The organism is Pseudomonas sp. AU11447, from assembly GCF_001672555.2.
Taxonomy (GTDB): domain Bacteria; phylum Pseudomonadota; class Gammaproteobacteria; order Pseudomonadales; family Pseudomonadaceae; genus Pseudomonas; species Pseudomonas nitroreducens.
Genome location: NZ_LZDG02000017.1, coordinates 161,884 through 181,648, shown reverse-complemented (window position 1 = coordinate 181,648; position 19,765 = coordinate 161,884). Strand labels below are relative to the sequence as shown.

At 66.9% G+C, this 19,765-nt stretch carries 20 protein-coding genes; 19 read left to right on the top strand and 1 reads right to left on the bottom strand.

Features of this window, described 5'->3' with window-relative positions; all coding sequences use genetic code 11:
* Positions 1–27 precede the first annotated feature (27 nt).
* The 5 genes from A6723_RS01525 to A6723_RS01505 all read left to right on the top strand — a co-directional run bounded on the left by A6723_RS01525 (position 28) and on the right by A6723_RS01505 (position 5,557).
* The gene (locus A6723_RS01525; protein WP_054910005.1) at positions 28–1,305 is read left to right on the top strand and encodes a bifunctional O-acetylhomoserine aminocarboxypropyltransferase/cysteine synthase; all 1,278 of its coding nucleotides are present in this window, start codon (positions 28–30) and stop codon (positions 1,303–1,305) included.
* 369 nt (positions 1,306–1,674) lie between these two features.
* A complete protein-coding gene (locus tag A6723_RS01520; RefSeq protein ID WP_054910006.1) occupies positions 1,675–3,594 on the top strand; it encodes a methyl-accepting chemotaxis protein in 1,920 nt (639 codons plus the stop codon).
* A gap of 110 nt (positions 3,595–3,704) precedes the next feature.
* Positions 3,705–4,139 (top strand): thioredoxin TrxC, encoded by a 435-nt coding sequence (trxC, locus tag A6723_RS01515; RefSeq protein WP_054910007.1) that lies wholly within the window; start codon positions 3,705–3,707, stop codon positions 4,137–4,139.
* Positions 4,140–4,224: 85 nt separating this feature from the next.
* Entirely contained in the window at positions 4,225–4,671 is a 447-nt protein-coding gene (locus tag A6723_RS01510) for a YiiD C-terminal domain-containing protein (RefSeq protein WP_024764134.1), read from the top strand.
* Between the two features lie 76 nt (positions 4,672–4,747).
* A complete protein-coding gene (locus A6723_RS01505) occupies positions 4,748–5,557 on the top strand; it encodes a universal stress protein (protein WP_054910008.1) in 810 nt (269 codons plus the stop codon).
* A 4-nt stretch (positions 5,558–5,561) separates the two neighbouring features.
* Here A6723_RS01505 and A6723_RS01500 read toward each other — a convergent pair whose 3' ends face one another.
* The gene (locus tag A6723_RS01500) at positions 5,562–6,329 is read right to left on the bottom strand and encodes a ParA family protein (RefSeq protein ID WP_054910033.1); all 768 of its coding nucleotides are present in this window, start codon (positions 6,327–6,329) and stop codon (positions 5,562–5,564) included.
* A 294-nt stretch (positions 6,330–6,623) separates the two neighbouring features.
* Between A6723_RS01500 and A6723_RS01495 the strand changes: the two genes are divergently transcribed.
* The 14 genes from A6723_RS01495 to A6723_RS01430 are packed head-to-tail and all read left to right on the top strand — an operon-like array spanning position 6,624 to position 19,754.
* Positions 6,624–7,340: a beta-ketoacyl synthase chain length factor gene (locus A6723_RS01495; RefSeq protein WP_054910009.1), complete on the top strand. Its 717-nt coding sequence runs from the start codon at positions 6,624–6,626 to the stop codon at positions 7,338–7,340.
* A complete protein-coding gene (locus A6723_RS01490; protein ID WP_054910010.1) occupies positions 7,316–8,128 on the top strand; it encodes a 1-acyl-sn-glycerol-3-phosphate acyltransferase in 813 nt (270 codons plus the stop codon). Before A6723_RS01495 ends, A6723_RS01490 begins: the two co-directional genes overlap by 25 nt.
* Positions 8,103–8,363, top strand: coding sequence for a phosphopantetheine-binding protein (locus tag A6723_RS01485; RefSeq protein ID WP_045216036.1), 261 nt, complete (start codon positions 8,103–8,105; stop codon positions 8,361–8,363). Before A6723_RS01490 ends, A6723_RS01485 begins: the two co-directional genes overlap by 26 nt.
* A gap of 11 nt (positions 8,364–8,374) precedes the next feature.
* A complete protein-coding gene (locus A6723_RS01480) occupies positions 8,375–8,623 on the top strand; it encodes an acyl carrier protein (protein WP_045216034.1) in 249 nt (82 codons plus the stop codon).
* Positions 8,620–9,165 carry a hypothetical protein gene (locus A6723_RS01475; protein ID WP_054910011.1) on the top strand — a complete coding sequence of 182 codons (546 nt, stop codon included), beginning with the start codon at positions 8,620–8,622 and terminating at the stop codon, positions 9,163–9,165. The genes A6723_RS01480 and A6723_RS01475 overlap by 4 nt, the downstream gene beginning before the upstream one ends.
* Entirely contained in the window at positions 9,162–10,838 is a 1,677-nt protein-coding gene (locus A6723_RS01470) for an AMP-binding protein (protein ID WP_054910012.1), read from the top strand. Before A6723_RS01475 ends, A6723_RS01470 begins: the two co-directional genes overlap by 4 nt.
* Complete coding sequence (locus A6723_RS01465; protein ID WP_054910013.1) at positions 10,835–11,578, top strand: glycosyltransferase family 2 protein; 744 nt, start codon at positions 10,835–10,837, stop codon at positions 11,576–11,578. The genes A6723_RS01470 and A6723_RS01465 overlap by 4 nt, the downstream gene beginning before the upstream one ends.
* Positions 11,579–11,625: 47 nt before the next feature.
* Positions 11,626–12,504: a glycosyl transferase gene (locus tag A6723_RS01460; RefSeq protein ID WP_054910034.1), complete on the top strand. Its 879-nt coding sequence runs from the start codon at positions 11,626–11,628 to the stop codon at positions 12,502–12,504.
* The gene (hutH, locus tag A6723_RS01455) at positions 12,488–14,029 is read left to right on the top strand and encodes a histidine ammonia-lyase (protein ID WP_054910014.1); all 1,542 of its coding nucleotides are present in this window, start codon (positions 12,488–12,490) and stop codon (positions 14,027–14,029) included. The genes A6723_RS01460 and hutH overlap by 17 nt, the downstream gene beginning before the upstream one ends.
* On the top strand, positions 14,022–14,459 hold the full coding sequence (locus tag A6723_RS01450) for a thioesterase family protein (RefSeq protein WP_054910015.1): 438 nt from the start codon (positions 14,022–14,024) through the stop codon (positions 14,457–14,459). The genes hutH and A6723_RS01450 overlap by 8 nt, the downstream gene beginning before the upstream one ends.
* On the top strand, positions 14,453–15,046 hold the full coding sequence (locus tag A6723_RS01445) for an outer membrane lipoprotein carrier protein LolA (RefSeq protein ID WP_054910016.1): 594 nt from the start codon (positions 14,453–14,455) through the stop codon (positions 15,044–15,046). The genes A6723_RS01450 and A6723_RS01445 overlap by 7 nt, the downstream gene beginning before the upstream one ends.
* On the top strand, positions 15,018–17,366 hold the full coding sequence (locus tag A6723_RS01440) for an MMPL family transporter (RefSeq protein WP_082450801.1): 2,349 nt from the start codon (positions 15,018–15,020) through the stop codon (positions 17,364–17,366). The genes A6723_RS01445 and A6723_RS01440 overlap by 29 nt, the downstream gene beginning before the upstream one ends.
* Positions 17,360–18,529: a hypothetical protein gene (locus A6723_RS01435; RefSeq protein ID WP_054910018.1), complete on the top strand. Its 1,170-nt coding sequence runs from the start codon at positions 17,360–17,362 to the stop codon at positions 18,527–18,529. The genes A6723_RS01440 and A6723_RS01435 overlap by 7 nt, the downstream gene beginning before the upstream one ends.
* Entirely contained in the window at positions 18,516–19,754 is a 1,239-nt protein-coding gene (locus A6723_RS01430) for an NAD(P)/FAD-dependent oxidoreductase (protein ID WP_054910019.1), read from the top strand. The genes A6723_RS01435 and A6723_RS01430 overlap by 14 nt, the downstream gene beginning before the upstream one ends.
* The last annotated feature ends 11 nt before the right edge of the window (positions 19,755–19,765 follow it).

Below are 19,765 nucleotides of genomic sequence, written 5' to 3'. Positions count from 1 at the left end.
GCTTTCTGCCACAAGGACGCTCGAACAATGAAACCGGAAACCCTGGCCATCCACGCCGGCTACAGCCCCGACCCGACCACCAAGGCCGTGGCCGTGCCGATCTACCAGACCAGCTCCTACGCCTTCGACGACACCCAGCACGGCGCCGACCTGTTCGACCTGAAGGTCGCCGGCAACATCTACACGCGCATCATGAACCCCACCAACGCGGTGCTGGAGGAGCGCGTGGCCGCGCTGGAAGGCGGCGTGGCAGCGCTGGCCGTGGCCTCCGGCATGGCCGCCATCACCTACGCCATCCAGACCGTCGCCGAAGCCGGCGACAACATCGTCTCGGTGGCCAAGCTCTACGGCGGCACCTACAACCTGTTCGCCCACACCCTGCCGCGTTTCGGCATCCAGACCCGCTTCGCGCCGCACGACGACATCGCCGCCCTCGAAGCGCTGATCGACGAACGCACCAAGGCGGTGTTCTGCGAATCCATCGGCAACCCGGCCGGCAACATCGTCGACCTGCAGGCCCTGGCCGACGCCGCGCACCGCCACGGTGTACCGCTGATCGTCGACAACACCGTCGCCACGCCGATCCTCTGCCGCCCGTTCGAACACGGCGCGGACATCGTCGTGCACTCGCTCACCAAGTACATCGGTGGCCATGGCACCAGCATCGGCGGCATCGTCGTCGACTCCGGCAAATTCCCCTGGGCCGAGAACAAGGAACGCTTCCCGCTGCTCAACACGCCCGACCCGTCCTATCACGGCGTGACCTACACCGAAGCCTTCGGCCCCGCCGCCTTCATCGGCCGCTGCCGTGTCGTGCCGCTGCGCAACACTGGCGCCGCGCTCTCGCCGTTCAACGCCTTCCTCATCCTGCAAGGCTTGGAAACCCTCGCCCTGCGCATGGAGCGCCACTGCGAGAACGCCGTGAAAGTCGCCCAGTATTTGCAGGACCACCCGCAAGTCAGCTGGGTGAAGTACGCCGGTCTCGCCGACCACCCCGAGCAGGAACTGGCGCTGCGCTACATGGGCGGCAAGCCCGCGTCGATCCTCTCGTTCGGCATCAAGGGCGGGCAGGAAGCCGGCGCGCGCTTCATCGATGCACTGAACCTGGTGGTGCGTCTGGTCAACATCGGCGACGCCAAGTCCCTGGCCTGCCACCCGGCCTCGACCACCCACCGCCAGCTCAACGACGAAGAACTGCAAAAGGCCGGCGTACCGCGCGACATGGTGCGCCTGTCCATCGGCATCGAGCACATCGACGACATCCTCGCCGACCTCGCCCAGGCGCTGGACGCCGCCAAGGCCTGATCCCGCGGCAACCGAATGAGGCGCCAGGCCGGCGCCTCATTCGCGAGTCAGCGGCCCCTGCAATATCTATTTGCCATCATCTTGCAGACGCTCCATCGGCCTTTCCGTAGAATGCCGCGCAGCGCCGCAAGCCAGCGCGCGACCGCACCCAGTGACACGCCAGCGAACAGGGATTTCGTCCGCCTTTCCCCGCCTATTCCTTTCCGACCCGCCTTCCAGGCGCCGGCCGGCGGATAACTTTTTTCGCCCGTGACCATACGGTTCCGCCCGATCCTGCCGATAGGGCTTGGACGTGGTTCGCCACCCTGGCCCCAACAAGAACAATCTCCGAACGGCCTGACTTCACACAACCTTTCCTGGAGATCGTCAATGAACACCTGGATTTCCAACCTGAGCGTGAATCTCAAGTTGGCCCTGGGCTTCGGCCTGGTCCTCGCCTTCACCGCCATCCTCGCCATCGTCAGTTGGGTCGGCCTGGGCTCGCTGATCGACCGCAGCAACTGGATGAGCGATATCACCGAGCTGAACTCGCGCCTGACCAAGCTGCGCATAACCCGCCTGCAGTACATGATCGCCGACGGCGCCGAGCAGGAAGCCGCCAACGTCATGTCCACCCTGGCCGACTTCAAGGCGCAGCAGCAGAAACTGCGCGCCTCCTTCGTCAGCCCCGAGAACGTGCGCATGCTCGACCAGCTCGGCGGCATCATCGCCGACTACGAGAAGTCCCTGGCCGCCATGCGCGCCGGCTACCAGAGCGCCGGCATCACCCGCCGCGCCCTGCAGGACAACGCCACGCGTGCCGCCGAACTGACGGCCACCATCCAGCAGGACGTACTCAAGGCCCCCGCGGACGAAGAGCGCGCCACCCGCTTCCAGGCTATTACCGGTACCCGTGAAGACCTGCTGCAGGCCCGCTACGACGTGCGCGATTACCTGGCCACGGCCCTCATCAGCAACGGTGACGGCGTGACCCGCGGCCTGGACGAAAGCATCGCCGGCCTGCCGGCCCTGGAAAGCGTCCTCGGCGTCGCCGAAGCGCAGTACGTCCAGCAACTGGGCACTGCCCTGCGCGCCTATCGCGATGCCGTCACCACCCTGCGCGGCAACATGGCCGCCATCGTCCAGGCACGCAAGGAAATGACCACCCAGGGCCAGGACATCGTCAAAATCAGCGAAAATCTCTACCAACTCCAGCTCGATCGCCGCGACGCCGAAAGCGCGCGCGCCCGCAGCCTGCAGACCCTGTTCACCCTGCTCGCGCTGGTCCTGGGCGGCATCGCCGCGCTGATCATCACCCGCCAGATCACCCGCCCGCTGCAGGAAACCATGGCCGTGGTCGACCGCATCGCCGCCGGCGACCTGTCGCAGACCGTCCAGGTCACCCGCCGCGATGAGCTCGGCCGCCTGCAGCAAAGCATGCAGCGCATGAGCCGGAGCCTGCGCGAGCTCATCGGTGGCATCCGCGACGGCGTCACCCAGATCGCCAGCGCCGCCGAAGAACTCTCCGCCGTCACCGAGCAGACCAGCGCCGGCGCGAACACCCAGAAGGTCGAGACCGACCAGGTCGCCACCGCCATGCACGAGATGTCCGCCACCGTGCAGGAAGTCGCGCGCAACGCCGAGCAGGCCTCCCAGGCCGCCTCCGCCGCCGACCACCAGGCCCAGGACGGCGACCGCGTGGTGAACAAGGCCGTGGAGCAGATCGAGCGCCTGGCCGAGGAAGTCGAACGCTCCGCCGAGGCCATGCAGCGCCTGGAACAGGAGAGCGAGAAGATCGGCAAGGTCATGGACGTGATCAAGTCGGTGGCCGAGCAGACCAACCTGCTGGCCCTCAACGCCGCCATCGAAGCCGCCCGCGCGGGCGAAGCCGGTCGTGGTTTCGCCGTGGTCGCCGACGAAGTACGCGGGCTGGCCCAGCGCACCCAGCAATCCACCGAAGAAATCGAAGCCCTGGTCGCCGGCCTGCAGAGCGGCACCCGCCAGGTCTCCAGCGTCATGCTCGGCAGCCGCGAACTCACCGCCAGCAGCGTCGCCCTCAGCCGCCAGGCCGGCGAGTCACTGGGCGAGATCACCCGCACCGTGTCGAACATCCAGGCGATGAACCAGCAGATCGCCACCGCCGCCGAGGAACAGAGCGCCGTGGCCGAGGAAATCAGCCGCAGCGTGGTCAACGTGCGCGACGTCTCCGAACAGACTGCCTCGGCCAACGAAGAAGTCGCCGCCTCCAGCGTTGAACTCGCGCGCCTGGGCGGACAGTTGCAGACGCTGGTCAGCCACTTCCGCGTGTGATGTGAATGGGCCGACGCTCCGTCGGCCCACCTTCGGAAAAGCATTCAACGTACCGTTGAGATCGGAGCTTGGAGGCTCCATCTTTGCTCCATAGACTCTGGAGCCTCACCATGTCCGATTCCCTGATCATCCCCTGCCCGAACTGCAACGGCCTCAACCGAGTACCCGCCGCCCGTGTGGATGACTCGCCGAGCTGCGGCCGCTGCCAATCACCGATAGTGCTGGATACGCCGTTCGACCTCGACGAGGCTGGTTTCGCCGCCCAGGCCAAGGGCGATCTGCCGTTGCTGGTGGACGTCTGGGCCGACTGGTGCGGGCCGTGCAAGGGCTTTGCGCCGGTGTTCGAGCAGGCAGCCGCACGGCTGTCGGGCAAGGTGCGCCTGGCCAAACTGGACAGCGATGCCAATCCGAACCTTTCCGCACGCCTGGGGATTCGCTCGATTCCCAGCCTGATCCTGCTGCGCAATGGCCAGGAGGTAGCGCGCCAGAGCGGTGCGATGCCGTTGCCGCAGTTGCTCGACTGGCTGTCCCGCCAGGGCATCTGAGGGCGAGCGTTTTGGTCAATCCGTGCGGTCATTGCCAGGCCGTGCGGGACGTCTAGGCTTGGGCGAAAGCCAACGGAGCACGCCCATGCCTTCCTATCCCGAAGACTTCATCCGCCAGCTCACCGAAGAGCACATCGCCTTCGTCAAGCGCACCGGCCTCAAGGCCGAAGTGCTGGAGCCGGGCCATGTGCGCCTGCGCATGCCGCTCAAGGGCAACGAGAACCACATCCAGAACATGTACGCCGGCGCGCTGTTCACCGTCGCCGAATTGCCCGGTGGCGTGCTGATGCTCACCAGCTTCGATGCGCGGCGCTTCTACCCCATCGTCAAGGAAGCCGGGTTGCGCTTCCTGCGCCCCGCCGCCAGTGACGTGACCGTCGATGCGCAGCTCACTGAAGCCGAAATCCAGCGTATCGGCGAAGAGGCGACGCACCAAGGCAAGGCGGAGTTTGTCCTCGACCTGCAGTTGAAGGACGAAGAAGGCAATGTCGTCGCCGAAAGCCATGCCATCTATCAGCTGCGCAGTCGCTGAATCGAGCCATTGCCCTGCATCAAGGTGAAATTTCCTACGTGGCGCGACAGTGGAAGCGCCATAGAGGGAACCCACCATGTACAGGAACCTGCTCGTCGCCCATGACCTCAGTGTCGAGGCGGACATCGCGGTACGGCGCGCTGCACAATTGGCGCGCCAGCACGGGGCCAGCGTCACGCTGCTGCACGTCATCGAGGAATTCTTCCCCGACCGCATGATGGATACCGTCCGCGAAGCGGCTGAAGTGGCATTGCGCGATGCAGCCCGTGCCAGTGACATCGCTGACTACCAACTGGTGATACGCCAGGGGCGCGCCGCCAATACCGTCACCCAGGCGGTGCAGGAACTGGGCGCCGACCTGCTGGTGATCGGTGCGCACCATCAGCAACTGCTCGAGCGTTTCGACGGCACCACACTGGAGCGCATCGCCCGGCATTGCCGCGCGCCGATCCTGCTGGCCGTGGAAGAGTCCGCCGCGCCTTACGCCAAGGCATTGGCCGGGCTGGACCTGTCGCACTGCTCCTGCCAGGCCTGGCGCGCCGGCTACCGCCTGCTGGAACCCGCCGCCGAGCTGCTGGCGCTCAACGCCTACCAGCCGGGCAAGAAGGCCGGCCGCGCCGACAGCCACCTGGAGACGCAGCGCGAACTCTTGCGCCAGGCGCTGCAGGATGAGCGCAAGCACGTGCCGAGCACGGGGCCGCAGCTACTCTGCGCAGTGCAACAGGGCACAGCCCAGCAGGCGCTGGAAACGGCGTTGCGAGAGTGGTCGCCCGACCTGCTGATACTCGGCAGCCGCAGCCGCGGCGCCATCGAGCAAGCCATGCTGGGCAGCTCGACGCGTTACTTCCTGCGCCGGCCACCCTGTGATGTGCTGATCAGCCAGTAACCGCTCAGGCTTCCAGCAAGTTGTGCAGTTCGACGAACTGCTGGGTCAGCTTGTGCCTGGGCTCGAGGAAGATCAGCGGCGTGCACGCCTGGTGCGACTCGCGCATTTTCACCGAACTCATCAGGTAGACCGGCAGCACCGGCAGCTCCTCTTCCACCAGCTCATCCAGCAGTTGCTGCGGCAGCGTGGCGCGCGGCTGGAACTGGTTGACCACGATGCCTTCGACTTCCAGGTCTTCGTTGTGGTCCTCCTTCAGCTCTTCGATCTCTTGCAGCAGGCCATACAGCGCCTGGCGGGAGAAGCTGTCGCAATCGAAGGGAATCAGGCAGCGATCGGCAGCGATCAGCGCAGAAACCGTGTAGAAGTTCAGCGCCGGCGGAGTATCCAGGTAGATCCTGTCGTAGTCTTCGGCGAGCTCGTCCAGCAGTTTGCGCAGCTTGTTGATCTTGTGCTTCTGCTCGAGCTTGGGCTGCAGATCAGCGAGCTCCGCGCTAGCGGTGACGATGTGCAGGTTGTCGAAGGGGGTCTCGTAGATGTCCACCTTGCCCTTGCGACTGAAAGGGCCAGAGGCCAGCGTCTGCTTGAAGAAGTCGGCGATGCCCACGGGCACGTCTTCGCCGGTCAGGCCCGTCAGGTAGTGAGTGGAGTTGGCCTGGGCGTCCAGGTCTACCAGTAACGTCCGATAGCCCTCCGCCGCGCTCACCGCCGCCAGGTTGCAAGCGATGCTCGACTTGCCGACCCCGCCCTTCTGATTGAACACCACGCGTCGCATCAGCCATCCCTCCAGGAACATTCGAGTGCTGGGGGATTCTATGCAAAGCCCATGACAAGGGCGAGCGGAGTAGGCCCTGTATTTCATCTGTCGGACCACTTCCGACGAATCGCGAAGAAAGCAGGAAACCGAAGGGTAAAATGCCCTGTCTTCCGCACATCTTTGTAAGCAAAGGTTTGCCTGGCCCTACCTTGACCCGGATAATGCCGGCACTACGCCATAGCCCGTGCCGACACAGCTCTTGGTGGATCAAGGAAGACCATTCGCCCGCAAGGGCCAACAAGAGCTCGCAGCGTGATTCAATTCAACATCGACCAGTGGAGCGCCTGGGCCCCCGGCCTGTCCACGATCGCCGACTGGCAGAGCTGGGTACGGGAAGAACGCCTTCCTGACGCCGCTGCCCAACCGGATGTCGCCTTTCTCCCCGCCATGCAACGCCGCCGCCTCAGCCCCCTGGCGCGCATGGTGTTCAGTGTCGCCTGGCCCCTGGCCGATGGGCGGTCACCGATGCCGTTTGTCTTCGTCTCCCGCCACGGCGAAACCGGCCGCAGCCTGGAACTGCTGCGCGAGCTGGCCGTCGAACAGCCGCTTTCTCCGACCCAATTCAGCCTTTCCGTGCACAACGCGGTCATCGGCCTGTGGTCCATCCTTCGGCAAGACACCAGCGAAATGACAGCGATCGCCGGCGAACGTGACGGCTTCGAGCACGGCCTCCTGGAAGCCGCGGCACTTCTCGCCGAAGGGGCGCCGGAAGTGATGCTGGTCGTCAGCGAGGAGTTACCGCCCGAACTTTATTCGCCGTGGATCGACGATGTGCCCTTTCCCTATGCCGTGGCACTGCGCCTGAGCGCCGGCAGGGACTGGTCGCTGACGCTGTCGGAAAACGGCACGTCCCTTGCTCCACCGTCCCACCCCAATGCCCTGAACCTGGTGCGCGCGCTGATCGAGCGCACCGGCCTGATCCACCACTCCTGGAAGAAGCGTCTATGGACCTGGCAACGCAACCACTGAGCAAGCGCGCCGACGCTTGGCTGTGGCGCCTGTTCGCCACCGGGATGTGCTTCGCGATATTCGGAATCGGCGGCCTGTTGCTGCGGGTGCTGGTGTTTCCGCTGCTGGCGCTTCTGCCTGGTGATGCACAGCGCCGCCGCGCCCGCGCACGCCATACGGTGAGCCGGCTGTTCTGGTTGTTCGTGCAGATCATGCAGCGCAGCGGCGTGCTGACCTATGAGGTGGAAGGTATCGAACGTCTGGGCCGGCCGGGTCAGATGGTGATCGCCAACCATCCTTCGCTGATCGACGTGGTGTTCCTCATCGGGCTGATCCGCGACGCCAACTGCGTGGTGAAGCAAAGCCTGTTCGACAACCCCTTCACCCATGGACCGGTAACGGCGGCGCAGTACATCAGCAACAACGGCAGCATGGACATGTTCGATGAAGCCGTGGATGCGCTGCAGCAGGGCCAGACCCTGATCGTCTTTCCCGAAGGCACCCGCACCACGCCGGGCAAGGCCCCCGAATTCCATCGCGGCGCGGCGTCCATCGCCCTGCGCGGGGCGAGCGTCATCACCCCGGTGACCATCACCGTGACCCCGACCACCCTGACCAAGGCCGAGCCCTGGTACAGCATTCCCGCCCGCCGCGTGCACTTCCGGCTGCGCGTCGGCGACGACCTGGACCCACGGGTCTTTGCCAGCCAGGGCCCGGCCCCGGCTGCCTCACGCCGGCTCAATGCCTTCCTGCACCAGCATTTCACCAAGGAGCTCGCAAGAGATGAGCGATCTGCAACTGGAGATTAAACAGCTGATCATCGACGCCCTCGGGCTCGAGGATATCGGCCCTGATGACATCGGCGCCGAAGACGCGCTGTTCGGCGACGGCCTCGGCCTGGATTCGGTGGACGCCCTGGAACTGGGCCTGGCCATCCAGAAACGCTACGGCATCAAGATCGACGCCGATGCCAAGGACACCCGCCAGCACTTCGCCAACGTGGCGAGCCTGGCCGCCTTCGTGACCGCCCAGAAAGCCGCTTGAGAACGCCGACCATGCAAACCCGTGAGGACATCTACAACACCCTGCGCGACGCCCTGGTCGAACTGTTCGAACTGGAACCGGAGCAGATCAGCCTCGACGCCAACCTGTACCAGGACCTGGAGATCGACAGCATCGACGCCGTCGACCTGATCGATCACCTCAAGCGCCAGACCGGCAAGAAGATCGCCGCCGAAGAGTTCAAATCGGTGCGCACCGTGGGCGATGTGGTCGAAGCGGTCTATCGCCTGGCCAACCCATGACACGCCTGGTCGGGCTCGGCCTGTTGCTGGCCGGGCTGCTCTACCCGTTCGCGATCTACTTCGGCATCGATCACCTGTCGCCGAAGTTCTTCGCCCTGCTGCTGGGCGGCCTGTGGTTCGCCCGCAGCCTGGGCAGCGGGCAACGTCCCGGGCAGCGCTGGATGGCCCTGGCCGCCGTGGTCTTCTGCATCGCCCTGTGGCTGGTCAACGAGCCGCACCTGCTGCGCTGGTACCCGGTGCTGATCAGCGCCGGCCTGCTCTGCCTGTTCGCCCTCAGCCTGAAGTTCGGCCCGCCGCTGGTGGAACGCCTCGCGCGCCTGCGCGAGCCTGAGCTGCCGCCCCACGCGGTGCGCTACACGCGCCAGGTGACGCAGGTCTGGGTGCTGTTCTTCCTGGGCAACGGCCTGATCGCCGCGGCCCTCACGCTGTGGGCGCCACTGGCCTGGTGGACGCTGTACAACGGCCTGATTTCCTACCTGCTGATGGGCGTGCTGTTCGCCGTCGAGTGGCTGGTGCGGCAGCGGGTCAGGAGTCAAGGATGAAACCGATTTCCCTCACCCGGCTGCTGCTGGACCTGCCCGCCGAGCGCCTCCTGGCGCTGGAGCCGTCGCTGCCCGCCGATGATTTCGTGCGGCGCGTCTGTGCTGCCGCGGGCGCCCTGCGTCAACGCGATACGCAGCGCGTGGCGATCCACCTGGAAGACGCCGCCGAACTGGCCATCGCCCTCTATGCCGCCTGGCTGGCCGACGCCGAAGCCGTGCTGCCAGCAGACAATCTCGCCCATAGCCGTGAACGCCTCGCGGCGCGAATCGATGCCTGGATCGGCGACCAACCCGGCGACCTGACGCTGGCCGAACTGAACGGCCCCTCGCTTGCACCCGCCGAGCTTGACCTCGACGCCTGCCGCCTGGTCCTGAGCACTTCCGGCTCTACCGGCGAGCCCAAACTGATCGGCAAATCCCTGCGCCAACTGAGCAACGAAGTGCAGGTGCTGGAAAACCTCTGGGGCGCCGAGCTGGGCGCGGCCCACATTCTCGGCAGCGTCGCCGCGCAGCACATCTACGGCCTGCTGTTCCGCGTGCTCTGGCCGCTGTCCGCCGGGCGCGCCTTCCTGCGACGGCAGATCGCCTTCCCCGAAGACCTGCAACGCCACAGCCTGGAACAATCCCGCTTCGCCTGGGTGGGCAGCCCAGCGCTGCTCAAGCGCATGGGCGACAACCTCGACTGGCCGGCGCTGCGCCCGGTAGTGCGGGTGTTCTCTTCCGGCGGCCCGCTGCCGGCCGAAGCCGGAGAACTGCTGCACGAACGCCTCGGCCAGGCGCCAACGGAAATCTACGGCAGCTCCGAGACCGGCGGCATCGCCTGGCGCCAGGGCGGCCAGCTGTGGCAGCCGTTCGAAGGCGTAACGCTGAGCCAGGACGAGCACGGCGCCCTGCGCATCGAATCGACCTACCTGCCGCCCGGCGAAACCGAGCAGACCGCCGATGCCGCACGCCTTTGCCCCGACGGCCGCTTCGAGCTGCTGGGCCGGCTGGACCGTATCGTCAAGCTGGAAGAAAAACGCATCTCCCTGCCACAACTGGAAGCCGCCCTGGCCAAACATCCATTCGTCAGCGAAGCCCGCCTGGGCGTGGTGCAGGAGAATCGCGCCAGCCTCGGCGCACTGGTCGCCCTCAGTGAGGCCGGCCTGCATGAACTGCGTAACGGCGGCCGCCGAGCGCTGACCCAACGCCTGCGCGAACACCTCGCCGATCACTGCGAAGCGCTCGCCCTGCCGCGCCGCTGGCGTCTGCTGCGGCGCCTGCCGGGCAATGCCCAGGGCAAGCTGCCGCAAGGCCTGGTGGACGAGCTGCTGCACGCGCCGCGCAGTCGTGATCCCGAAGTCCTGACGCACAATGCGGTGGACGGCGAGCAGCACTTCCAGCTGGAAATCCCCCTGGACCTCGCCTACTTCCCCGGCCACTTCCCCAAGGCCCCCGTGCTGCCCGGCGTGGTCCAGGTGCAGTGGGCGCAGCAACTGGGCCGCCAGGTATTCGACCTGCCGCCACGCTTCGGTGGCATGGAAGTGCTGAAGTTCCAGCAACTGCTGCGGCCGGGTGATCTCTGCCGGCTGTCCCTGCGCTGGGACGCCGAGCGCGGCAAGCTGTACTTCGCCTTCACCCGCGATGACGCGGCCTGCTCCTCCGGGCGCATCCTGCTGGGGGCCGACGCATGAGTGTGCGTCCGTGCGCGGTGATCCCCGTCTACAACCATGAGCACGCGTTGCCCAAGGTCGTGGCCGAACTGCTCGCCGCCGGCCTGCCCTGCGTGCTGGTGGACGACGCCTCCAGCCGCGAATGCGCAGTAGTCATGGACCAACTCGCCGAAGCTCATGACACCTGGCTGGTGCGCCTGCTGGTGAACCAGGGCAAGGGCGGCGCGGTGATGGCCGGCCTGCGCGAGGCCGCGCGCCTGGGCTTCACCCACGCACTGCAGGTCGACGCCGACGGCCAGCACGATCTGGGCGACGTGCAGCGCTTCCTCGACGCCTCACGCGAACACCCCGGCGCGCTGATCTGCGGCTACCCGCAGTACGACGCAAGTGTGCCCAAGGGGCGGCTCTACGCACGCTACCTGACCCACGTGTGGGTGTGGATCAACAGCCTGTCGCTGTCGATCCGCGACGGCATGTGCGGCTTCCGGGTCTACCCGCTCACGCCCACGCTCAAGCTGATCGACAGCACTACGCTGGGCAAACGCATGGATTTCGACCCCGAGATCCTCGTCCGCCTGGCTTGGCGCAACCAGCCGATGCAATGGTTGCCGACCAGGGTGCACTACCCGCTGGACGGCCTCTCGCACTTCCGCCTGTTCCACGACAACGCACTGATCTCCTCCATGCATGCGCGGCTGTTCTTCGGCATGCTCTGGCGCTCGCCGGCAATCCTCTGGCGTCGTCTGCGGAGCCCTGTGTGAGCGCGCAGCACTGGGCGCAGCAGCGCGAGCGCGGCAGCCTGTTGCTGATGCGCTTTACCGCCTGGGCGGCGCGCACGCTGGGCCGACGCCTGCTGTCGCCGCTGCTGCACCTGATCGTGCTGTACTTCTTCCTCTTCGGCGCCCGTGCCCGCGGGGCCATCCGCGAGTATCAACAGCGCCTGTCGGAGCACAGCGGCGATGCTGCGCTGCGCCCGAGCACTGGCCGGGTGTTCGGCCAGTTCATGGCCTTCGCCGATACGATCCTCGACAAGCTCGACGTCTGGGCCGGCCGCCTGGACCTCGCCAGCATCGAACTGGACGACCCGCACAACCTGCGCGCGCAGTTGCGCAGCGGCCGTGGCCAACTGCTGGTGGGCGCGCACCTGGGCAATCTCGAAGTCTGCCGCGCACTGGCCGAGCTGGGCGAAAAGGTGCGCATGAACGTGCTGGTGCACACCCGCCACGCCGAGCAGTTCAACAAGCTGCTGGGCGAGTCCGGCGCCAGCCACCTGCGACTGATCCAGGTGAGCGAACTGGACCCGGCGATCATGCTGCAGCTCTCCCAACGCCTGGACGCCGGCGAATGGCTGGCGATCGCCGGGGACCGCATTCCGCTGCACGGCGGGCGCAATGTCGAAGTGGATTTCCTCGGCGCGCCGGCCGCCTTCCCGCAGGGCCCCTGGCTGCTCGCCGGGCTGCTGCAGTGCCCGGCCAACCTGATGTTCTGCCTCAAGGAAGAAGGCCGCTACCGCGTGTACCTGGAGCCCTTCGCCGAACGCATCCAGTGGCGCCGCAGCGACCGCGCCGAGGTCCTGAAACACTGGACCCAGCGCTACGCCCAACGCCTGGAACACTACTGCCTGCGCGCGCCGCAGCAGTGGTTCAACTTCTACCCGTTCTGGAAAGCCCATGACGACAGCCACTGAAGCGCCGGTTTTCGGCCAAGGCCACCTGAGCATCGAACAGATCGTCGCCCTCGCCGAGCGCCGCCTCGAAAGCCGCCTGGACGACGACGCCGACTTCCGCGCGCGCATCGCCCGTGGCGCGCAGTTCCTCGACACCCTGCTGGACAAGGAAGGCGTGATCTACGGCGTGACCACCGGTTACGGCGATTCCTGCGTGGTCGCCGTGCCGCTGGAGCATGTCGAGGCGCTGCCGCAGCACCTGTTCACCTTCCACGGTTGCGGCCTGGGCAAGCTGCTCGATCCGCAGGCCACCCGCGCCGTGCTGGCCGCACGCCTGCGCTCGCTGAGCCACGGGGTTTCCGGCGTGCGCCTGGAACTGCTGGAGCGCCTGCACGCCTTCCTCGAACACGACATCCTGCCGCTGATCCCGGAAGAGGGTTCGGTGGGTGCCAGCGGCGACCTCACGCCGCTGTCCTACGTCGCCGCCACGCTCGCCGGCGAGCGCGACGTGCTCTGGCGCGGTGAGCGCCGCAGCGCCGCCAAAGTCCACGCCGAGCTGGGCTGGCAGCCGCTGGTGCTGCGCCCGAAGGAAGCCCTGGCGCTGATGAACGGCACCGCGGTGATGACCGGTCTCGCCTGCCTCGCCTATGTGCGCGCCGACTACCTGCTCAAGCTCGCCACTCGCATCACCGCGCTCAACGTGATCGCCCTGCAGGGCAACCCGGAACACTTCGATGAGCGCCTGTTCGCCGCCAAGCCGCACCCGGGGCAGATGCAGGTCGCCGCGTGGATTCGCCAGGACCTCGCCATCGACGCGCCAACCGCGCCGCTGCACCGTCTGCAGGACCGCTACTCGCTGCGCTGCGCGCCCCACGTACTGGGCGTGCTGGCCGACAGCCTGGGCCTGCTGCGGCAGTTCATCGAGATCGAACTGAACAGCGCCAACGACAACCCGATCATCGACGCCGAGGACGAACGCGTCCTCCACGGCGGGCACTTCTACGGCGGCCATATCGCCTTCGCCATGGACAGCCTGAAGAACCTGGTCGGCAACGTCGCCGACCTGCTCGACCGGCAGCTCGCGCTGCTGGTGGACACCCGCTACAACCATGGCCTGCCGAGCAACCTCTCGGGCGCGCCGGCCGACCGCGCGATGATCAATCACGGCTTCAAGGCCGTGCAGATCGGCGCCAGCGCCTGGACCGCCGAAGCGTTGAAAAACACCCTGCCGGCCAGCGTGTTCTCACGCTCCACCGAGTGCCACAACCAGGACAAGGTGAGCATGGGCACCATCGCCGCGCGCGATGCCCTGCGCAGCCTGGAGCTGAGCGAACAGGTTGCCGCGGCGACGCTGCTCGCCGCGCAACAGGGCGTCTGGCTGCGCTGCAACGAGGCCGGCGCGCGCCCGCTGCCGGCACCGCTGGGCGGCATGCACGAACAACTGGCGCAGGACTTCCCGCCGCTGATCGAGGATCGCGCCCTGGAAGGCGAGCTGCGTCTGTGCCTGGAGCGCATCCGCGCGCGCCACTGGGGGCTTTATGCGTAAGGCCGGTGTGTTGCAGGCCGAAGTGGAAATCCTCGTGCCGTTCTTCGACGTGGACATGATGGAAGTGGTCTGGCACGGCCACTACGTCAAATACCTGGAAGTCGCCCGCTGCGCCCTGCTCGACAAGCTCGACCACAACTACGCGCAGATGCGCGAGGCGGGCTACGCCTGGCCGGTGATCGACCTGCAGCTGCGCTATGTGCGCGGCGCCCGTTTCGGCCAGCGCATCAAAGTGCGCGCCGATCTGGTGGAGTGGGAGAACCGCCTGAAGATCAACTACCTGATCAGCGACGCCGAAACCGGCGAGCGCCTGACCCGCGCCAGCAGCAGCCAGGTGGCGGTGGAAATCGCCAGCCGCGAGATGCAGATGGCCTCCCCGCCGGTGTTCATCGCCGCCGTACAGCGCGCGCTGGAGGCCGAAGCATGTTGAAGCGCGCCCTGCTGGTCTGCGGCCTGCTGCTGGCTCCGCTGGCCCACGCCTTCGACCTGGCGCAACTGGCCGCTCAGTTGGGCAAGCCGGCAGTGGTGCGTGGCGAGTTCGTCCAGGAGAAGCACCTGCGCTCCCTGCCACAACCGCTGGTGAGCAAGGGCCATTTCGTCCTCGCCAAGCAGCACGGCCTGCTCTGGCTGCTGCAGACGCCGCTCAAGCAGGACTACCGTATTGACGACAAAGGCATCGCCCGGCGCGACGCCAACGGCTGGCAGCAACTGCCGCAACGCAGTGCCAGCGCGCAGCAGAACCGCCTGTTCCTCGCCGTGCTGGAAGGCGACAGCAGCGGCCTGCAACGGGACTTCGACCTCGCGCTGAGTGGCGAGGCGAACGACTGGAAACTGACCCTCACGCCACGCGCCGTGCTGCTCAAGCAGATCTTCGACAGCATCGAGATCGCCGGTGGTGAGCTGGTGCAGCGCATCGAACTGCACGAAGCCCAGGGCGACCGCACCGTGCTGCGCATGACCAGCAGCCAACCCGGCGACAGCCTGACCGATGCGGAGCGCAGCGACTTTGCCCGCTGAGCGGCCGCAGTGGCTGCCGCGCCTGGTGATCGCCGGGCTGCTGGCGCTGCTCGCCCTCGCGGCCTGGCAATGGCGCCATGGCCCGCCGCTGAGTACCGACCTGCTGGAACTGGTGCCCGGCAGCAGCCGTGACGCCTTGCAGAAGCAAGCCGAGCAGCGCATGCAGGAACCGCTCAACCGCGAACTGATCGTACTGGTCGGCTACCCCGAGCGTGACACGGCCATCGCCCACGCCCGCGAGCTGGCCGAGCGCTGGCAGGCCAGCGGTCTCTACGAAAAGGTGCAGTGGGGCGTGCAGGCTGATCTGCCGGCACTGCGCGAACAGCTGCGCACAGGCCGACTGGCGCTGCTCAGCGACGACGACCGCCAGCAACTCGCAGGCGAGCCCGCCGCGTTCATCCAGCAGCGCGTGGAACAACTCTTCGATCCGTTCTCCGGCTTCGGCCTGGTGCCCAACGATCAGGACTGGTTCGGCCTCGCCCTGCGCATCCAGCACCACCAGCCGCTGCCTTCGAAGGTGCAGCTGGACATCGGCAGCGGCGCACTGATTGCCGAGGACGACGGCCGCAGCTGGGTACTGCTGCGCGCCCGCACCCGCGCCGATGCCTTCGACATGAACCTGCCGCGGGAAGTCGCCGCACAGGTCGCCGAGGCGCGCCTGCAACTGGCCGTCGATAACGGACAACTCGTCGCTGCCAGCGGCCTGCTCTATGCCGCCGATGGCCAACACCAGGCCAGCCGCGAGATGACCTGGGTCGGCGGCGGCGCCGCGCTGGGCACGTTGCTCCTGCTGCTGCTCGCCTTCCGCCGCATTCGCGCACTGCTGGCCTTCCTGCCGGTCCTGGTCGGCGTGCTGGCCGGCGCCACCGCGTGCATCGCGCTGTTCGGCAAGGTCAACCTGCTGACCCTGGTGCTGGGCGCGAGCCTGATCGGCGTCGCCTCGGACTATCCGCTGCACTACCTCTCCAAGGCCTGGAGCCTGAAACCGTGGCAGCCGTGGCAAGCGCTGCGCCTGAGCCATCGCGGGCTGCTGCTGAGCCTGCTGACCAACCTGATCGGCTACCTCGCGCTGGCCTGCACGCCGTTCCCGGCACTGACCCAGGTGGCGACCTTCTCGGTGGCCGGCCTGCTCGCCGCCTATCTCTGCGTGATCGGCCTGCTGCCGCTCCTGCTGCGCGGCGACGCCATCGCCCCGCAACCGCTTCTGCTCGGATTCGGCGAACGTTTGATCCGCCTGCGTGAAGCACTGATCAAGCGCACCCGAAGCTGGCCTCTGCTCGCCGTGGTGGCGTTGTTCTGCGCTGGTGGTCTCTGGCAATTGCAGATCAAGAACGACCTGCGCCAATGGCTCGGTAACAAGCCGCAATTGCTCGCCGAAGCCCAGGCCACCGCGCGCATCACCGGCTACCAGCCCACCAGCCAGTTCTTCCTGGTGCGCGCCGCCGACGAGACCCGGTTGCTGCAACGTGAGGCCGATCTGGCCACGCGGCTGGACAAGCTGGTCGCCTCCGGGCAACTCAAGGGCTATCTCGCGCTGAACCAACTGCTCGCCACCGCACAGCAGCAACAGCAGGCTCGCGAAGCCCTGCGCCAGCTGCCGCAACACTGGCAGGCGCTGCTCGACCTGGGCATTCCACAAGCCGCGCTGCAAGCCGAGCTGGATCAGCTGGAAAAGCTCCCGCAGCAATCCCTCGACCAGGCCCTGGAAGGCCCATTGGGTGAACCCTGGCGGCCGCTCTGGCTGGGCACGGTGGACGTCGGCGTGGCCGGACTGGTAAGCCTGCAAGGGCTGTCCGATGCCGGTGTGCTGGCCGAGCAGGCGAAAGGCCTGGAAGGTGTGCAACTGGTGGATCGCCTCGGCGAGCTGAACCGCCTGTTCGCCGCCACCCAGGTCAGCGCCACCGAACTCAAGCTGCTCTCCTGCGTGCTGATCTTCGCCCTGCTGCTCAAACCCTTCGGTCCGCGCGTCGCCCTGCGCATCGTCCTGCTGCCGCTGCTGGCCGCGCTGTGCAGCCTCGCCAGCCTGGGTTGGCTGGGCCAGCCGCTGACGCTATTCAGCCTGTTCGGCCTGCTGCTGGTGACCGCCATCGGCGTGGACTACACGATCCTCATGCGCGAACGCGTCGGCGGCGCAGCGGTGAGCCTGATTGGCGTGCTGCTGGCGGCCATCACCACCTGGCTTTCGTTCGGCCTGCTGGCGCTCTCCAGCACGCCGGTAATCAGCAACTTCGGCCTGGCCGTTGGGCTCGGCCTGGCGTTCTGTTTCCTGTTCTGCCCCTGGGCGGGTGAAGGCGACCGCGAAGGAGCCCAGGCGTGCTGACGGTCCTGTTCTGGCTGGCGATGCCGGTGCTGTTCGCCCTCGCGGTGATCGGCGGGCGCCACCTGCGCCTGCTGCCCATCGTCAGTCAGCTGCTGGTGGCCGGGCTGCTCCTGCCGCTGCTGTTCATCGTGCTTCAGAGCCAGGGCTTCGAGGTGCGCACGCTGGTTACTGCGCCCTGGCTGCGGCCGCTCTACGACATCGGCTTCGCGCTGCTGCTGGGACACATCCTCAGCGACGTGATCGACCTCGACGTCAGCCGCCAGAGCCTGAAAATCGCCCTGCCCAGCTTCGCCGTGCCGCTGGCCTGCGGCATGGCCAGCGCCTGGTGGTTGCTGGGCGTGCACGAGGGCATGAGCGTGCTGGGCATCGGCCTGCTGTTCTCGATCACGGCGATCCCGGTGCTCTACCTGTTCCTGCGCAATATCGACTACCCCGAGGACGCCACGCGCCGGCTGATGCACGCGGCAGTGCTGATGGACCTGTGGTGCTGGAGCCTGTTCGGCCTGGCACAGGGCAGCAGCGATCCGGGCCAGCTGGTGTGGCCGCTGCTGGCGGGTGTTGCGCCGTTATTGCTGCGCCTGATTCGAGTGCGCCACGCGCTGGCCTACAGCCTGCAGTTCTTCGGCCTGATGGTCGCCTTCCAGCACTGGCATTTGAACACCCTGGTGTTCGCCATCACCTGGCTGATGGCCCAGGCAGCGGTGCGCCAGCCATTCCGCCTGCCAGTGTCGCCACGCGCGGCGCTGGCCTTGCAGAACTACCTGCTGGTGCCGCTGGTGCTGGCCTTCGGCATCCTGCAGATCGATTTCCACCACGCGCTCTCCGGCTACTCCTGGCTGTACCTCGGTGCGCTGCTGGCGCTGCCGGTGATCAGCAAGCTCGCCGGCAGCTGGCTCGGCCTGCGCTGGGCGCTGCCCGGCGCCACGGGCGGACAGCTGTGGAAGGAAAGCCTGCTGTTGAACATTCGCGGGCTGACCGAGATCGTCTTTCTCAACCTGCTGTTCCAGCAGGGCTACATCGACTCGCTGCTGTATTTCAGCCTGCTGCTGATGAGCCTGTTCGCCACCCTGTTGCCCGCCCTCTGCGGCGTGCGTCGCCCGCACGCCACTCCCGTTTCCAAGGATCACGCCCCGGCAAGGAGCCCTTCTGATGCCCGCCCCTGAACTGCAACAACGCACCGTCGTCGTCATCGGCGCGGGCCCTTCCGGCGCCATCGCCGCCGCGCTGCTCAAGCGCAAGGGCCACGACGTGCTGGTGCTCGAGCGCCAGCGCTTCCCGCGCTTCTCCATCGGCGAGAGCCTGCTGTCGCACTGCCTGGACTTCGTCGAAGAGGCCGGGATGCTCGACGCCGTGCTGGCCGCTGGTTTCCAGACCAAGCACGGCGCGGCGTTCGGCTGGGACGAGCGTTACACCGATTTCGATTTCCGCGACAAATTCACCGACGGCAAGGGTTCGACCTTCCAGGTCCAGCGTGCGCGCTTCGACCAACTGCTGGCCGACCAGGCCGAACTGCAGGGCGTGGAAATCCGCTACGAGGAAGAGATCGTCGCCGCTGACTTCGACGGCGCCTGCCCGCGCCTGCGCGTACGCCGCCTGGACGGCAGCGAGTACGAAGTGGAATGCGCCTTCGTGCTCGACGCCAGCGGCTACGGCCGCGTGCTGCCGCGCCTGCTCGACCTCGAAGCGCCGTCGGGCTTCCCGGTGCGCCGCGCGGTGTTCACGCATATCGAGGACCGCATCGAGGCGCCGCACTTCGACCGCGAGAAGATCCTCATCAGCATCCATCCCGAAGAACGCGGCATCTGGTACTGGACCATCCCCTTCAGCGATGGCCGCACCTCCATTGGCGTGGTCGCCGAGGACCGTCACTTCGAAGGCAAGCTGGATGACCTGGACGCCTGCCTGAAAGGCTTCGTCGATGCCGCACCGAACCTGCGTCCGCTGCTGAAGAACGCCGTGTGGGACACCCCGGCGCGCACCCTTGGCGGCTACTCGGCGAACGTGAAACGCCTCGCCGGGCCGGGCTTCGCCCTGCTGGGCAACGCGGCAGAATTCCTCGACCCGGTGTTCTCCTCCGGCGTCACCATCGCCATGCGCTCCTCCAGCATGGCGGCCAATCTGCTCGACCGTCAGCTCAAGGGCGAGGCAGTGGACTGGCAAGGCGATTTCGCCCAGCCGCTCAAGCGCGGCGTGGACACCTTCCGCGCCTACGTCGAGGGCTGGTACGACGGCAGCTTCCAGGACGTGATCTTCTACGAGAAGGCCGACCCGGAAATTCGCCGGATGATCTGCTCCATCCTCGCCGGCTACGCCTGGGACACGCGCAACCCCTTCGTCGCCGAACCGCAGCGCCGCCTGCGGGTACTTTCCGAAATCTGCGCCAGCTAAGGACAAGGACT

What these genes read in the sequence shown, in the direction of transcription:
- A6723_RS01490 (WP_054910010.1), top strand. Translation starts at nt 7,316, where the DNA reads ATGGACCTGGCAACGCAACCACTGAGCAAGCGCGCCGACGCTTGGCTG.
- A6723_RS01470 (WP_054910012.1), top strand. Translation starts at nt 9,162, where the DNA reads ATGAAACCGATTTCCCTCACCCGGCTGCTGCTGGACCTGCCCGCCGAG.
- A6723_RS01465 (WP_054910013.1), top strand. Translation starts at nt 10,835, where the DNA reads ATGAGTGTGCGTCCGTGCGCGGTGATCCCCGTCTACAACCATGAGCAC.
- A6723_RS01480 (WP_045216034.1), top strand. Translation starts at nt 8,375, where the DNA reads ATGCAAACCCGTGAGGACATCTACAACACCCTGCGCGACGCCCTGGTC.
- A6723_RS01450 (WP_054910015.1), top strand. Translation starts at nt 14,022, where the DNA reads ATGCGTAAGGCCGGTGTGTTGCAGGCCGAAGTGGAAATCCTCGTGCCG.
- A6723_RS01445 (WP_054910016.1), top strand. Translation starts at nt 14,453, where the DNA reads ATGTTGAAGCGCGCCCTGCTGGTCTGCGGCCTGCTGCTGGCTCCGCTG.
- A6723_RS01485 (WP_045216036.1), top strand. Translation starts at nt 8,103, where the DNA reads ATGAGCGATCTGCAACTGGAGATTAAACAGCTGATCATCGACGCCCTC.
- A6723_RS01430 (WP_054910019.1), top strand. Translation starts at nt 18,516, where the DNA reads ATGCCCGCCCCTGAACTGCAACAACGCACCGTCGTCGTCATCGGCGCG.
- A6723_RS01475 (WP_054910011.1), top strand. Translation starts at nt 8,620, where the DNA reads ATGACACGCCTGGTCGGGCTCGGCCTGTTGCTGGCCGGGCTGCTCTAC.
- A6723_RS01440 (WP_082450801.1), top strand. Translation starts at nt 15,018, where the DNA reads ATGCGGAGCGCAGCGACTTTGCCCGCTGAGCGGCCGCAGTGGCTGCCG.
- A6723_RS01510 (WP_024764134.1), top strand. Translation starts at nt 4,225, where the DNA reads ATGCCTTCCTATCCCGAAGACTTCATCCGCCAGCTCACCGAAGAGCAC.
- hutH (WP_054910014.1), top strand. Translation starts at nt 12,488, where the DNA reads ATGACGACAGCCACTGAAGCGCCGGTTTTCGGCCAAGGCCACCTGAGC.
- A6723_RS01460 (WP_054910034.1), top strand. Translation starts at nt 11,626, where the DNA reads ATGCGCTTTACCGCCTGGGCGGCGCGCACGCTGGGCCGACGCCTGCTG.
- A6723_RS01525 (WP_054910005.1), top strand. Translation starts at nt 28, where the DNA reads ATGAAACCGGAAACCCTGGCCATCCACGCCGGCTACAGCCCCGACCCG.
- trxC (WP_054910007.1), top strand. Translation starts at nt 3,705, where the DNA reads ATGTCCGATTCCCTGATCATCCCCTGCCCGAACTGCAACGGCCTCAAC.
- A6723_RS01520 (WP_054910006.1), top strand. Translation starts at nt 1,675, where the DNA reads ATGAACACCTGGATTTCCAACCTGAGCGTGAATCTCAAGTTGGCCCTG.
- A6723_RS01500 (WP_054910033.1), bottom strand. Translation starts at nt 6,329, where the DNA reads ATGCGACGCGTGGTGTTCAATCAGAAGGGCGGGGTCGGCAAGTCGAGC.
- A6723_RS01505 (WP_054910008.1), top strand. Translation starts at nt 4,748, where the DNA reads ATGTACAGGAACCTGCTCGTCGCCCATGACCTCAGTGTCGAGGCGGAC.